At 33.3% G+C, this 14,751-nt stretch carries 12 protein-coding genes; 8 read left to right on the forward strand and 4 right to left on the reverse strand.

The window, feature by feature from the left end:
- Positions 1-10 precede the first annotated feature (10 nt).
- Complete coding sequence (locus LQ677_RS14090) at positions 11-1,330, reverse strand: GntP family permease (protein WP_239749061.1); 1,320 nt, start codon at positions 1,328-1,330, stop codon at positions 11-13.
- A 182-nt stretch (positions 1,331-1,512) separates the two neighbouring features.
- Here LQ677_RS14090 and LQ677_RS14095 point away from each other — a divergent pair, with 182 nt between their 5' ends.
- Positions 1,513-2,424, forward strand: coding sequence for a LysR family transcriptional regulator (locus LQ677_RS14095; protein WP_204253195.1), 912 nt, complete (start codon positions 1,513-1,515; stop codon positions 2,422-2,424).
- A gap of 172 nt (positions 2,425-2,596) precedes the next feature.
- Here the strand turns inward: LQ677_RS14095 and LQ677_RS14100 are convergent, their stop codons facing one another.
- The 3 genes from LQ677_RS14100 to LQ677_RS14110 form a co-directional block, all read right to left on the reverse strand.
- Complete coding sequence (locus LQ677_RS14100) at positions 2,597-2,704, reverse strand: putative holin-like toxin (RefSeq protein ID WP_374199848.1); 108 nt, start codon at positions 2,702-2,704, stop codon at positions 2,597-2,599.
- A 662-nt stretch (positions 2,705-3,366) separates the two neighbouring features.
- Positions 3,367-6,249, reverse strand: coding sequence for a DEAD/DEAH box helicase (locus LQ677_RS14105; RefSeq protein WP_239749062.1), 2,883 nt, complete (start codon positions 6,247-6,249; stop codon positions 3,367-3,369).
- 2 nt (positions 6,250-6,251) lie between these two features.
- The gene (locus tag LQ677_RS14110; protein ID WP_025905399.1) at positions 6,252-6,644 is read right to left on the reverse strand and encodes a (deoxy)nucleoside triphosphate pyrophosphohydrolase; all 393 of its coding nucleotides are present in this window, start codon (positions 6,642-6,644) and stop codon (positions 6,252-6,254) included.
- A 196-nt stretch (positions 6,645-6,840) separates the two neighbouring features.
- Here LQ677_RS14110 and dcuS point away from each other — a divergent pair, with 196 nt between their 5' ends.
- The 7 genes from dcuS to LQ677_RS14145 all read left to right on the forward strand — a co-directional run bounded on the left by dcuS (position 6,841) and on the right by LQ677_RS14145 (position 14,442).
- Positions 6,841-8,448: a DcuS/MalK family sensor histidine kinase gene (dcuS, locus tag LQ677_RS14115; protein WP_239749063.1), complete on the forward strand. Its 1,608-nt coding sequence runs from the start codon at positions 6,841-6,843 to the stop codon at positions 8,446-8,448.
- Positions 8,442-9,155, forward strand: coding sequence for a response regulator (locus LQ677_RS14120; RefSeq protein WP_239749064.1), 714 nt, complete (start codon positions 8,442-8,444; stop codon positions 9,153-9,155). The genes dcuS and LQ677_RS14120 overlap by 7 nt, the downstream gene beginning before the upstream one ends.
- Positions 9,156-9,290: 135 nt before the next feature.
- Positions 9,291-10,634: a 2-hydroxycarboxylate transporter family protein gene (locus LQ677_RS14125; RefSeq protein WP_239749065.1), complete on the forward strand. Its 1,344-nt coding sequence runs from the start codon at positions 9,291-9,293 to the stop codon at positions 10,632-10,634.
- A gap of 27 nt (positions 10,635-10,661) precedes the next feature.
- Complete coding sequence (locus LQ677_RS14130; RefSeq protein WP_037589142.1) at positions 10,662-11,843, forward strand: NAD(P)-dependent malic enzyme; 1,182 nt, start codon at positions 10,662-10,664, stop codon at positions 11,841-11,843.
- An 87-nt stretch (positions 11,844-11,930) separates the two neighbouring features.
- Positions 11,931-12,191, forward strand: coding sequence for an AbrB/MazE/SpoVT family DNA-binding domain-containing protein (locus LQ677_RS14135; protein WP_239749066.1), 261 nt, complete (start codon positions 11,931-11,933; stop codon positions 12,189-12,191).
- Positions 12,192-12,328: 137 nt separating this feature from the next.
- Positions 12,329-12,907, forward strand: a complete 579-nt coding sequence (locus LQ677_RS14140; protein WP_239749067.1) for a hypothetical protein — start codon at positions 12,329-12,331, stop codon at positions 12,905-12,907.
- Positions 12,908-13,020: 113 nt separating this feature from the next.
- Positions 13,021-14,442, forward strand: coding sequence for an amidohydrolase (locus tag LQ677_RS14145; RefSeq protein WP_239749068.1), 1,422 nt, complete (start codon positions 13,021-13,023; stop codon positions 14,440-14,442).
- The last annotated feature ends 309 nt before the right edge of the window (positions 14,443-14,751 follow it).

Consider the following 14,751-nt stretch of genomic DNA (forward strand, 5'->3'; position numbering starts at 1 on the left):
CTCCTGAATTTTATAGAATAATTGATGCTAAAATAACAACGATAAGTGCGAGTAAGTTTGCACCTGTGTTTGTAATGAATAAATATTTAAAGCCGTTTTTATGTGTTAAGCCTGTTAAAGCGAAGAATGTTAATACAACGCCTGTGTGTGGCATAACTGTGAATATTGATGAAGACATTGTAGCTACTCTGTGAATAGCATCTGGATCGAGTCCCATATCAACATATTGTTTACCGAATGCTTGCATCACGATACCTAGTGAACCAGATGCAGATCCTGTTATCACACCAAATAATGCAGATGCGATAGATAAACTAATTAATGGATTACCTGGTATATTTAAGATGAAAGTCTTAATACCATCAAATCCTGGTGCTAATGTGACAACAGTACCAAATGCGATAGCTGAAGCTGTTAAGAACATCGGTAAGATAGAACTTACTGCACCATCATTAATAATTGCTTTTTGTTTAGGAATATATTGATAGAATAGTATAGCTGATAAGATAATGGACACTGCTAAACCAATCAGAATAACATTATCTACTCTTAATATACTACCCACAATATTAATTACTATTAACACGATAATTGGTAAAATACTCAAATAAAAGTTCGGTGTTTTATTTTTAGATTGATCAGAATCGTCTTGTTCGATATTAAAGTCATCGAATGTTTCACCTTTTTTAAGACTTTTATTTAATGCATATTTCATATACCATAACCCAAATACTATTGCGACAACTGCACCGATAATACCTAGTAAAGGTGCTGCTGTTAAAGTTGTACCTAAGTATTTAGTAGGGACAACGTTTTGTACTGACGGTGTACCAGGGAGCATCGTCATCGTGAACGTACCTAAACCTAACATGATTGGAATACCAATTAAGTTCCAAGCGATATTTAATTGCTTGAATAATGGTTTAGCTAAAGGCACAATAACAAAGACAACAACAAACAGGCTAATGCCTCCATATGTTAAAATAGCAGTAATTAAGAAGATTGCTACTAATATAGAATATGGATTGTTTGTACCAACTTTGCTAATGATTTTTTCAGCGATAGATTGTGCTGCACCACTTTGGTCCATATACTTCGCGAGTAGTGAACCTAGAATGAATACACCAAAGAAACTAATAATAAAACCGGCGAGACCAGTCATATACGATTCTTCAGTACCGACTAAAGAATTAAAGAACGGTAAGCCATTTGTTAGAATAACAATGATTGAAGCTATTGGCCCTATAACCAAAATAGAATAACCTTTCATTGATAAATAAATAATGAAGAGGATACCTATAATGATGCCAATCGTACCTATTGTTTCCATAAAATCCCCCTATAACAATTACGATTTATGTGATTACATATACTATTATTCGCCTGAAATCGCCTGAAGTAAAAGACTTGTTTAGTTATTAGCGTGATAACTAATTAGTTATAGAGGTGTATGAAAGCAAGTATCATAAGGGGTTACGCTTATAAAGATAGACATAAAGGGGACATGAACCTATGAACAAATTACATGCTAAATCATATTTAGAGGCAATTGTGAGATTTGGAAACATTTCGCATGCAGCTAAACATTTATACGTTTCACAACCTTATTTAAGTAAATTTTTGAAAGATATAGAATCAGAAGTAGGGGTTAAACTCATTGATAGAGAAAGTAATCCTTTAACATTAACTTACGCAGGAGAACGTTATTTAGCTTATGCAGAAGAAATGGAGAACATCTCTCAAAAAATGGCTTATGAATTACAAGAAATCGCCAATTTAGAAAAAGGACGCTTAAAAATAGGGGTAAACCCATTTCTAGCATCACATACTTTATATAATATTTTGCCTGAATTTATAAAGAACTATCCAGGTATCGAAGTTGAATTAATAGAAGACAGTGCGAATCAAATAGAAGTGCTACTTGCAGAACATAAAATAGATATTTGCATTACCATATTACCAATCAATAATGAAGAAATAGACTATGAAACGTTATATACAGAAGCATTGTATTTAGCCATCCCAGATCAGAATCCATTAGCGAAATATGTACAATCTTCAGAACATAAATTACCATTTGCGATTAACAAATTGAATCGAGAAAAATTTATACTGCTTAAGAACAATATGACATTACGCAGAGTGACGGATACATTTTTTGAAGATCATGATTTGAAGCCACAAACAATAGTAGAAACCATTAATGTAGATAATGCACTTTACTTAGTAAACGAAGGGTTAGGCATAACAGTCGTACCAGCAAGTGTGAAAATGAAATCATCACATCAAAACGTAAAGTACTTCAAATTAAATGAGTTCGTTTATAAGAACACAGTAGCAATTGCATATAATAAACATTATGATATCTCAAAAGCAGCAAGTGTCTTTTTAAATTTAGCAATAATGCGATTTAAAGAGAGGTAGGTGTTAAGAAATCAAAGAACATATAAAATAGACAAAATATACCAAATTATGATATTATGTAAATGAAAAAGGACAACGTGCGCGAACACGTTGCCCAATGAGCCCGTTCGAAAGACGGTGACCATAGTTGATTAAAAAAAGTAACCATTTAACTGGTCAAAGTTAGAGATGGTTACTTTTTTGTGCTTAATTTCACAATTGTAATGACTAAGCCAATTAAGACTACGATAAAAGTACCGAAATCTATCATCAGCCTAATTGCATCGACAATTGGAATCACAAAAGGCGTCTCCTTTCTAAAGATTTTGTAGATACTTTCATAAGCACCACCTCACTCTATACTAAGATTAGCCACCATCAATCCAACTTGCTCTGTTATATTATACCAAATTACCAGTATTTGTAACATTATTTTTGGTTGTTATAGACATAATATTATGGGTTATTGTATAATTTAATTATAAAATGTCGACGTGCTACAACACGTTGGCCTGTTAGCCCGTTCGAAAGACGGTGGCTGAAGTTTTTAGAACAATAATAAGTAATCATTCCGGAACTCGGTCAAAAGTTGGAATGGTTACTTTTTTTGATTGTTGCTAATTAATATTAAACCAATGATTGATATGACAACCATTAGAATTTCATAATCAGTCATTCTACTACTTTCAAGGAGCAAAAACCAACATCATAGGCATCACCCTTGAAATAGAGATTAGCCACTATCTTTCGAACTTGCTTATATTAATATAAAGATAATATCAATCATTCCGTAAACTTGATTACTAGTTGGGAATGGTTATTTTTTTGTAATAATTTAATACTCATAGCACAAATTAAAGAGTATTTAATATAATTTAGTTAAAGTACAAGAAGCAGGTGATTAGCAATGAGAGTGGTTCATACTATAGAAAAGTCTAGAACATTAATGTCCTAGACTTTTTCCTACGCCTCTATAATATATCTATATATTTCGTCTTTTACAGGTGTTTCCATAGATAATGTCATTGTGACGATATTTTGTTGTTTTGCGTTTGGCATGATTGTTTGTTCAGCTGAATCTTTAATGTAGTGGGCTTTTCCCAGGTAATAAAATTCTTTCCCATCTGCCACATCTTCTTTCTTTACAAAGATATACATATCTACATTATTTTCTTGATGTGCTAGGATTTTTTGGACTTCTTTTGATTCTAATGTAAGATTGCTTCTTGTAAACCATTTGAGTTCGTCAGGGCTTAGGAATTCGTCTTCGTACTTTGTATTATCACTGATATCATCTTGTTTATGATATGTAATGAAAATTGGTAAAGTATTATTTCCGAATTTATAGCCGTATATTATTCCAGACTCATCAGATTTCCAGTTTAGTAATTTAACGAAGTCTTTTCTTGTATATTTGTTATACAGTAGTAGGCCGTTTTGGTTACCGTGATGTACCATATTATTGTATTTAGCTAATTCGATAATGTCATCAACGTATGTTTTGAACTCTGTTTTTTCTAGCGCTGCTGAAAATGTATCGGTCAGTCTAACCTCATCATCGATTATGTTGATAATAGGGCTACCATACGTTTTGTTTATTGTAACGCTAAAGAAACGATGGTCTAAAATTTTCAAGGTTGTCTGAATATCATCGTTTGTAACGTTTGAATCAATTTGTTGTGCGATTGGTAGTAGCTCATGTATTTTATGAGGTCTTCTCATAATAGCTTCTAAAATTGTATAATCAACATTTTTTAAGCCTGGTGCAATTTCTCGTGACAAGAACGTTAAGTTGAGACTTTCATTTTTAGTTAAGGTGTCTTCAATTTTCTTAAATCTGACTAAAAATTCATGATAGTTATTATAAGTACTGTCACTAGAATATATCACACTAGGATCTATTGAATTCTGTCTAATGAAATCCATTAATAATGGCGTTCGACCAATTCTTTGTTCAACTTCATTAAAAGCCTGTTTAATGTGAGCTGCTGAACTCAAATTGACTTGTTTCAGTGAATCATAAATTTGTTTCTTAGCTACTTCTTCAAAGTTGATAGTAGAAACACCTGTTAATGCAGTATTATCCGCTATAAATCTTCTATAATTATCTTTATTTTGTGATTGATCACCAGATAATGCGACTGGAATGAGGTAGTTTTTCTTATAGTTACCTATGAAATCAATAACCGTTAAATATTCTTTGTTTTCCGCTTTTCTTAAACCTCTACCAAGCTGTTGAATAAAGATAATACTTGATTCTGTCTCCCTTAACATGACAATCTGATTTACAGGTGCGATATCAATACCTTCGTTAAATAAGTTAACGGTAATAATGTAATTGATTTCTCCTGATTTTAGTTGTTCGATTGCTTCTTGTCGTTTATCCATATTATCTTCACCAGTTAATGCAAGCGAAGGTACGTTAAGAGCTGTTAATTTTTTAGCGAGTTCCCATGCTTCGTCTTTTCTACTTACGAAAATAAGTCCTTTAAGCGTATCACCAGAATAACCATAGTATTGAGTTTTTTCTAGTATATGCTTAACTCTTTCATCAGAAGTTAAATCTGCTAAACTACTGAAATCATCTGTAGATTGCCCATTATGAACATAGTCTGTAACACCGAAATAATGGAACGGGCATAGTATTTCACTTTCCAGCGCTTTTTGTAACCTAATTTCATAAGCAATGTTGTAATCGAACATTTCAAATATATTTAAATTATCGGTTCTTTCAGGTGTTGCGGTCATCCCGAGTACAAAATCAGGTGTAAAGTAATTGAATACCTTTTGATATGATGAGGCAGCAGATCGATGTGCTTCATCGTAAACGATATAATCAAAGTATTTTTCATCAAACTGCCTAAAAACATCTTCTTTAGATAATGTTTGAATCGTTGCAAATAAATATTTAGCATTAGTATTCTTTTGTTTCCCTGTTAGTAAGCCAAAGTCTTCATCTTGTGCGAATGGCAGTACTTTTTTAAATTCTTGAATAGCTCTTTTTAGAATGCCTTCATTATGAACGATAAAAAGAAATTGATTAGGATTGTAACTTCTCACATCTAATGCAGAGAGAATTGTTTTTCCTGTACCAGTAGCTGAAATAATCAGTGCTTTATCTTTATGCTCTTTTCTGAGTTCAGCTAATGAATGTAATGCTTCTTTTTGCATAATGTTAGGTTCGATTCTAACTGCTTCATCAATATTTCTTTGGATTTCATTTTGTTGCTCGGTGATACGATAGGCTTCTTTTAAATTACGCGCATCATATGTCTTCTCATAATCTTGAATCCATTTATCAGAAAGAGGTGTACTATTATGCCATAGTTCATCAAATTGAGCTTTAACATTATAAACGAGATCGCCATTCTTTTGAGTAGAAAGCAAGATATTATGTTCGTAGTTAACTTTTAAAGCATTAGAAGTTAAATTAGAACTTCCGACAATCATGGACGAATAATGTTCATGGTCAAATACATATCCTTTTGCGTGAAATCCACTAACACCAGTTAATTTTACATCTACATTTTTAAGCTTTAATAGTTCTTTATACATTTTAGGCGTGTTGAACCCTAAATAATTCGAAGTAATAATTTTACCTCGAACACCTTTTTTGTCTAAATCATATAGATGCGATTTTAAACTTGCTAATCCACCTTCTGTGATAAAAGCGACTGAAATCGTGAATGTCTTACATTTATGTAGTTCATTAATAATAGTTGAAAGTACATTTTCTTCATTATTATTGACCAATAATTTAGGCATGAAATTACCTTTATGTGAAATTGTACGATCTATAAACCCTTTGTGTAGCGACTGATTAAAGTCTTCTAATAAATTGTTCATATTTATACCTCATCTACAATGATTTTGACAGCAGGTATATCGGCTGGGGCCCATTCTAAAGTTTCAAGATCTTTAACATCAAGCCATTGAATACTTTTATGTTCAGTAAGTGTAGGCATTTTTTCTTTCAATTTACATTTATATGTATGAAGGTTAACAATTCCAAAGTCATATTCATAAGAAGTAGAAGTAACTTTATCACCAACTTCAAGATCACATAACATCTCTTCACTGATCTCACGTTTTAAAGCTTCTATTTCAGATTCACCTTTTTCTATTTTACCACCAGGGAATTCCCACATAAGAGGTAAACTCATATTTTCATTTCTTTGTGCACAAAGTACCTTATCATCATTAAAGATAATTGCACCTACAACTTCGATTTGTTTTTTCAAAATATTACCTCCAAAAATTATGATATTTGTCTATATTTTATCAAAAATTGTTCTCAAGGTTAATAAAATGTAAAATTACGATCCATAAAAATTCAACTTTAGATAATTTCCAATGATTTATTATATGAAAACTAAGAATATGATATATTCTTAATAATTAATAACATTTGTAATGTTTACTAAAGGCGGTTATGTTTTGAAGAAGCAAAGATTAAAGTTGAGTACGCTTGTGATTATTGTGGTTTGTATTGTGGTGTTATTTTCTTTATTAATTACGTGTTTATTGATCAGTAATACGATTAAGGATACGATTCATAGTACGACAAAGGAGAAGGCAGAGGTTATTGGTAAGGCGATTGCGGGTTCTGAGGTTGTGCAGAAGTCTTTGGCTGAGGATAGTGATGATCATAAAATTCAAGATTATACGTCTAAGATTCAAAAAACAACGGACGTGAGTTTTATTGTTGTGATGGATATGAATGGCATTAGAAAGTCTCATCCTAATGAGAAGTTGATTGGTAAGCATTTTAAAGGTGGCGATGAAGGGGACGTCTTACATGGTAAACCTGGTACGTCTATTGCAAGAGGTACGCTTGGTTTAACAATGCGAGCTTTTACACCTATATATGCTGATGGTAAGCAAGTTGGTGCGGTATCGGTTGGTGTGCCTATGCAGACGGTATACGAGGCTTTGGCAGATGGCAATAAGAAAATTATTATTGGATCTGTGATTGGTTTAATTGTCGGTGCTATTGGTGCGTATTTATTATCGATTTATATTAAGCGTATTTTGTTAGGACTTGAACCTTCTCACATCGCGAAAATTCTAGGTGAACGTAATACGATGTTACAGTCTGTTCATGAAGGGATTGTGGCAGTTGATAAAGAAGGTAAAATTAATCTGGTCAATAAGTCTGCAATGGATATTTTTAAGAAAGCAGGTCTTAAAGGAGATCCTATAGGTATGCCAATTAATGATTATATGGCTTCGACGCAATTGCCTAAGATTGTTGAGCTTGGAAAGCCTGAACTTGATAAAGAGCAAGATATTAATGGTGTGAAGATATTGGTGAATAGAGTACCATTAATTGTGAATAATGACATAGTAGGTGCGATATCAACGTTTAGGGATAAGACAGAAGTGCATAAATTATCAGAGCAGTTGGTAGGTGTTCGGACGTATGCAGATACGTTAAGAGCCCAATCACATGAATTTAGTAATAGATTGCATGTAATTTCTGGTATGTTGCAGATGGAACATTATGATGATTTAAAACAGTACATACGTGAAATTGTTGAACTCGGTAGTCAAGAAAGTGGAGATATCACATCGAAAGTTAAAGATGCTGCACTAGCTGGATTCTTAATTGGTAAGCTTAGTCTGGCACGCGAACAACAAATCAAGCTTTCTATTGTGAATCATGCTACGATACCAGAACCGAAAGATTCACATATTACACATGAAGTGATTACAATTATCGGTAATTTAATAGATAATAGTATAGACTCATTAGTATCATCATCACTTAAAAAGAAAACAATTGATGTACACTTAAACTATAAACAAGATCAGTTAATGATAGATGTAATAGATTCAGGCATAGGGCTCAATCATGAACTAGATGAACATATATTTGAAAAAGGCTTTTCTTCTAAAGGAGAGAATAGAGGGTATGGTTTACATCTTGTTCAACAAAGTGTTGAAAAGCTTGATGGTCAAATATCAATCAATGCGCATGAAGCAGGAAATGTACAGTTCTCAGTTGTTATAAACTATCCGAAAAAGGACGAAGATAAATGTTAAATATACTTATAGTTGAAGATGACCCAATGGTTGCGCAAATCAATCGTCAATTTATAGAAAAAGTAGATCCTGAAGCGTTAGTTGATTTTGCACAGAATGTAACAGAAGCAATGGAAATCATTCAATCGAAGACAATCGATTTATTATTATTAGATATATACATGCCAGAAGAAAATGGCTTAACTTTTTTGAAATATGTAAGAGAGCAAGGTTATCAAGTAGATGCGATATTGATAACAGCTGCTACAGATGCTGAAGATATTCAGACAGCCTTCAGATATGGTGCAGTAGATTATTTAATTAAACCATTTGAATTTGAACGATTTAAGCAGTCTTTACTTAAATACAAACAAGGACAGACTTTCTTTAAAGGTGATCATCAAATTAAACAAGCAGATATTGATGCAGAGTTCTTGAATAAACAAGTTGTTACAGATGATTCAGAACTGAAATTGCCAAAAGGTGTCACAAAAGAAACGTTACAAAGTATCATTGAGAAGATGAATGACTTTGAAGAACATGCATTTTCAACAGATGATATTTCTAAAGCAGTTAATATTTCAAGAGTATCAGTCAGAAAGTATTTAAAATTCTTAACCGATATTGAAGTGCTGGAAGAGTCTTTAACATATGGTATTGGCCGACCGATATACTTCTACAAGTTAAACAAAGACAACTTAAAATATTTACAAGGATATATGTCATGATATATCTCAATAAAAAACCAAACGATTCAGTTCGTTTGGTTTTTTTAATTACAAAAAGATAATTAAAATTTCATAAGCTATAATTTTTGGTTGCGTTTTCATAAAATGAATTTATATCAATTAAGGGGGATAAAAATGAATACGAAGACCAATTTGGAAGCGGTTACCGAGAATGAGTTACCTATCCAAAATAATATAAAAAGCTTATGGGAAAAATTAATGAAAGCTAAAATTGGTGTATTACCATTACCGTTATACATTGTCTTAGCTGCAATTATATTAACAGCATCTGTATATAATACGTTACCAGCAGATATGATTGGTGGATTTGCTGTCATTATGATTTTAGGAATATTGCTTGGCGATTTAGGACAGAGAATTCCTATATTAAAAGAAATAGGTGGACCAGCTATATTAGCATTGCTCGTACCTTCTATTTTAGTATTTTTAAATGTGATTAATACATCTTCAATGGAAGCCGTTACGACTTTGATGAAGACATCTAATTTCTTGTATTTCTATATTTCTTGTTTAGTAGTCGGCAGTATTTTAGGCATGAATAGAAAAATGTTAATTCAAGGTTTCACACGCATGTTTGTGCCTTTAATAGTGGGTACAGTATTAGCTGTCGTAGCAGGTATGTTAGTTGGATTATTGTTTGGATATGATTTACAACATACTTTCTTCTATATCGTTGTACCAATTATCGGTGGCGGTATTGGTGAAGGGATACTTCCATTATCTATTGCATATTCATCTATTTTAGGTGGATCAGCAGAATCATTTGTATCTCAAATGATTCCAGCAGCTGTTATTGGGAATATCTTCGCAGTTGTTAGTGCGGGACTTATGATGCGTTTAGGTGAAAAGAAAAAGCATCTTTCAGGAAATGGGAAGTTAGTAAAATCTGAAGATGGTAATGAAGTTCATGAAGAGAAAGAAAAAGTCATTGATTTCTCACTAATGGGTGCAGGTTTACTCATTGCTTGTACATTCTTTATTGTTGGTACGCTTGGTCAGAAATTCATTGGTGTCCCAGGACCGGTTATTATGATTTTATTTGCAACATTAATTAAGTGTCTTAAAGTGATGCCACACAAAATGGAAGACGGAGCACATAATTTATACAAATTTATATCAACAAGTTTAACTTGGCCGTTAATGGTCGGTCTAGGTATGCTTTATATTCCATTAGAAGACGTTGTGAAGATTGTAACACCAGCATACGTTATCGTATGTGCGTCAGTTGTATTAGTCATGATGTTATCTGGTTATTTCGTAGGAAAATTAATGAAGATGTATCCTGTTGATGCAGCAATCGTAACAGGTTGTCATAGTGGGTTAGGTGGTACAGGAGATGTTGCGATATTATCAGCATCTAAACGTATGGCATTAATGCCGTTTGCACAAGTTGCTACTAGAATCGGTGGTGTATCTACCGTAATCTTAGCATCACTATTATTAAAATTATTAAGCTAAATATAAATAAATAAGGAGAAATTAAAAATGACTGAAAGTAATGAATACGGTGAATCTATAAATTTACATCAAGAACGCGCAGGTAAAATTGAAATCACGAGCAAAGTAGATGTGACTTCAGAAGAAGACTTAAGTGTTGTCTATACACCAGGTGTTTCTGCAGTATGTAGAGCAATTGCTGAAGATGAAACAAAAGTAAATACATTAACTGCAAGAGGTAACATGATTGCAGTTATTACAGATGGAACAGCAGTACTAGGTTTAGGTGATATCGGTCCAAAAGCGGCCATTCCTGTTATGGAAGGTAAGAGTATTCTCTTTAAAAAACTTGCGAATGTTGATGCTTTTCCAATTTCATTAGACACGAAAGATACTGAAGAAATCATCTCAATCATTAAAGCGTTACAACCTAATTTTTCAGGTATCAATTTAGAAGATATTTCGGCACCTCGTTGTTTTGAAATAGAGAAGCGTTTAATAGAAGAATTAGATATACCTGTATTTCATGACGATCAACACGGAACAGCGATTGTCGTACTTGCAGCACTGATCAATGCACTTAAAGTTGTAGATAAAGCAGAAAAAGATGCGAAAATCATTATAAATGGTGCAGGTTCAGCAGGTATTGCGATTGCGAAATTATTGTTAGAAGCGGGTTATCAAAACATTACGCTCGTTAGTCTAGAAGGCGTCTTAAATAAATCAGAAGAATGGTTGAATGATGCGCAAAGAGAAATTGCTGAATATACAAACCTTGATAATATCCAAGGAACTTTAGAAGATGTTATTAAAGATGCAGATGTGTTTATCGGCGTATCAGGTCCAAAAGCCTTATCAAAAGAACATGTTCAATCAATGAACAACGATCCAATTATCTTTGCATTAGCGAATCCAACACCAGAAATTTATCCGGAAGAAGCGTATGAAGCGGGTGCAGCAATCGTTGGAACAGGTCGCTCAGACTATCCAAATCAAATTAATAATCTGTTAGCATTCCCGGGTATATTTAGAGGTGTATTAGATGCCAAGACACAACATATCACAACTGAAATGAAAATTGCAGCAGCAAAAGCTATAGCAGCAACCATTCATAAAGACGAACTCAATGCGAATTATGTCATACCAAATTCATTAGAAAAAAGAGTCGTCGATCAAGTAGCAGCATCAGTCCAACAATGCGTAGAAAATAAAACAGAAGTGTTGGTGTAAGGTATAAACGCCATGTATAGTCCGTCTATATGTGGTGTTCTTTTTGTGTTATTATATCTTTGATAGCATGATAAAGGAGTGATACCCATGAGTGAATCGATGAATAATGAATCTGCTAAAGTATATGAAAATGACAATGGACAATTTATCAGTGTCACTAAAGAAATGCTTGAAAAAGCAGGTATGAAAATTGGTGACGAACTTATCGTGAAAGTAAAACCTAATCAAATTATAGTAGAAAAACCTAATTCATATAAGGAACGTCTGAGACAATTTGTAGCAGATGGTGGAAGATATGAAGAAGAAGAGTTTGATTGGGGCGAAGATGTCGGAGAAGAAAAATGGTAAGTTAGTAATATGAGTTTATAACAATAAAGTAAACTTAAAATATATTCACCACAAACGATATGAATTACAATACATTTATAAACTTTTTATGAAAATTACAGTTCGGAGGAAGGAATTTGAAACAGATATTTTCGGGAATGATATTAGTATTACTACTTTTAATCGTTGGTGTATTTGGTTTCATCGCGTATCAATTTATTGCTGGTGATAATCGTATTGAATTTTCTAGTAATCAACAAACAGCTGATAAAGAACCGAGTAGTGAGGAAAGTCATGACAAAGAATCCAGTGATGATTCTGAGGAACCAGAAGGCGATCCTCCAAGCATCGATGTCCAAACGACTCAATTTAGCCAAGGCTTTATGAATGCTGATGTAAGAAACGGATTTTATGGAGTAGGTATTGGATTGTCGCGAGACGCCATTGAAAAGAAATTCGGGAAGTCAGATGGCCGTATAGAAGCTGGACAATCTCAAGCAGAAAAATATGGCAACGTAGCAGTAAGATATAATAGTAAAGATAAAGCAGAACATATATACGTAGCGCCAACAAATGTAACAGTAGAAGCATTTAAATCCGTCCACGGGACACCAACGATAGAAAATAACGATGGGTTAGTATATGATGATAACCCAAACAATTCCTTCTCAATATTAATAACGACAAAGAATGGCAAAATAACAGCCATAGAAAATGCCAATCAAATACAAAGATAATATAATGCCAGCTATGATGATGTAGCTGGTGTTTTTATATGTTATAAGAAATGCCTCTAAATGAATATATTACACCTTTATGGTAAAATTTATATTTAAAGGGGGATGGTTTTATGAGTAGAGTAAAGTTTTTGAAAGATTATAGAGATAGGCATCTAGACAAGTTCAAGGCAATTAGTGAATATTTATTTTATCATCCAGAGTTAAAGTTTAAAGAATTTCAATCTGCGGAATATCTTATGAAACAATGCGAAGAATTGGGTTTTAAAGTTGAAGGTAAAGTAGCAGAAATTGAAACAGCTTTTGTTGCTTCATATGGGTCAGGTAAGCCAGTCATAGCAATTTTAGGAGAATATGATGCGTTACCAGGTTTATATCAAACACCAAATTCAGCTTCGAAAAATGATGAAGGCAATGAAGTTGGTCATGGATGTGGTCATAACTTATTAGGTACAGGTTCACTTATGGCGGCAACTATGGTTAAAGCTTATATGGAAGATCATCATTTAGAAGGTACGGTAAGATACTATGGTTGTCCTGGTGAAGAAATTGGTTCTGGTAAGACATTCATGGTTAGAGATGGTGCTTTTGATGATGTTGATTTTGCATTATGTTGGCATCCATCACCTTCTAACAGTGTGATGAATTTGTCGTCACTCGCCAATTACTTAGTGAATTTTCATTATAAAGGTATTTCATCACATGCTGCTAATAGCCCTCATCTTGGTAGAAGTGCTTTAGATGCTGTCGAGTTAATGAATGTTGGTGCGAATTATTTGAGAGAGCATGTTACAGAAGATGTGAGATACCATTATGCATTACACGATGTAGGTAGTTCATCGCCAAGTGTTGTACAAGACTCAGCAACAGTACAATATTTGATTCGTGCTAAGACGATTGATACTGTTCATGATGTCTATGAACGTATTAAGAAAATTGCACAAGGTGCTGCTTTAATGACTGAAACTGAAGTAGAAATCGACTTTGTTAAAGGGTGCTCAAATTATATTCCGAATACACAGTTAGGCGCTCAATTACATCACTCATTAAATGAAATTTATGAGTATCAAGCGAGTCGTGATGATGAACAATTTGCAAAAGAAATTTTTAATTCATTAACAGACAATGAACGAAAAAATAAATTAACAAGTTTAGTAGGGTTTGGATTTTTAGATGATGAAGAGGCTTTAGAAGGTAAATATATATACGATAAAGTCAGTCCATATAAAGAGACAGATCATATATTATCAGGTTCTACCGATGTATCTGATGTAAGTTGGGTAGTACCAACTGGCCAAGTGTCATGTGCAACCTCAGCTATCGGAACACCATTACATACATGGCAAATGACAAGCCAAGGATTATCAAACTTAGCAGTACAAGGCACAAGTAACGCTGCAATGACAATGGCACATACAGCAATAGAACTATTAGATAACCCCAATTTAAGATCACAAGTACAACAAGAATTTAAACAATTCCGTAGTAAAAATGAATATAAAAATCCAATACCAAAAGGCGTATTACCTAGGTAATAATTGGAGAATGAGTATGATGTGAGTTGAAGGGTGAAAAGAGGTAAGAGATAGTGGAAAGATGTGAGTTAATGACTTAATAAACACACGAGATTGCCAAAGATATGAGTTAATGTCTCAATAAACACACGAGATTGCCAAAGATGTGAGTTAATGCCTTAATAAACACACGAGATTGCCAAAGATGTGAGTTAATGCCTTAATAAACACACGAGATTGAAAAAGATGTGAGTTAATGTCTCAATAAACACACGAGATAGAAAAAGATGTGAGTTAATGTCTCAATAAACACACGAGATTGCCAAAGAT

Source organism: Mammaliicoccus sp. Q-M61, from assembly GCF_022386055.1.
Taxonomy (GTDB): domain Bacteria; phylum Bacillota; class Bacilli; order Staphylococcales; family Staphylococcaceae; genus Mammaliicoccus; species Mammaliicoccus sciuri_A.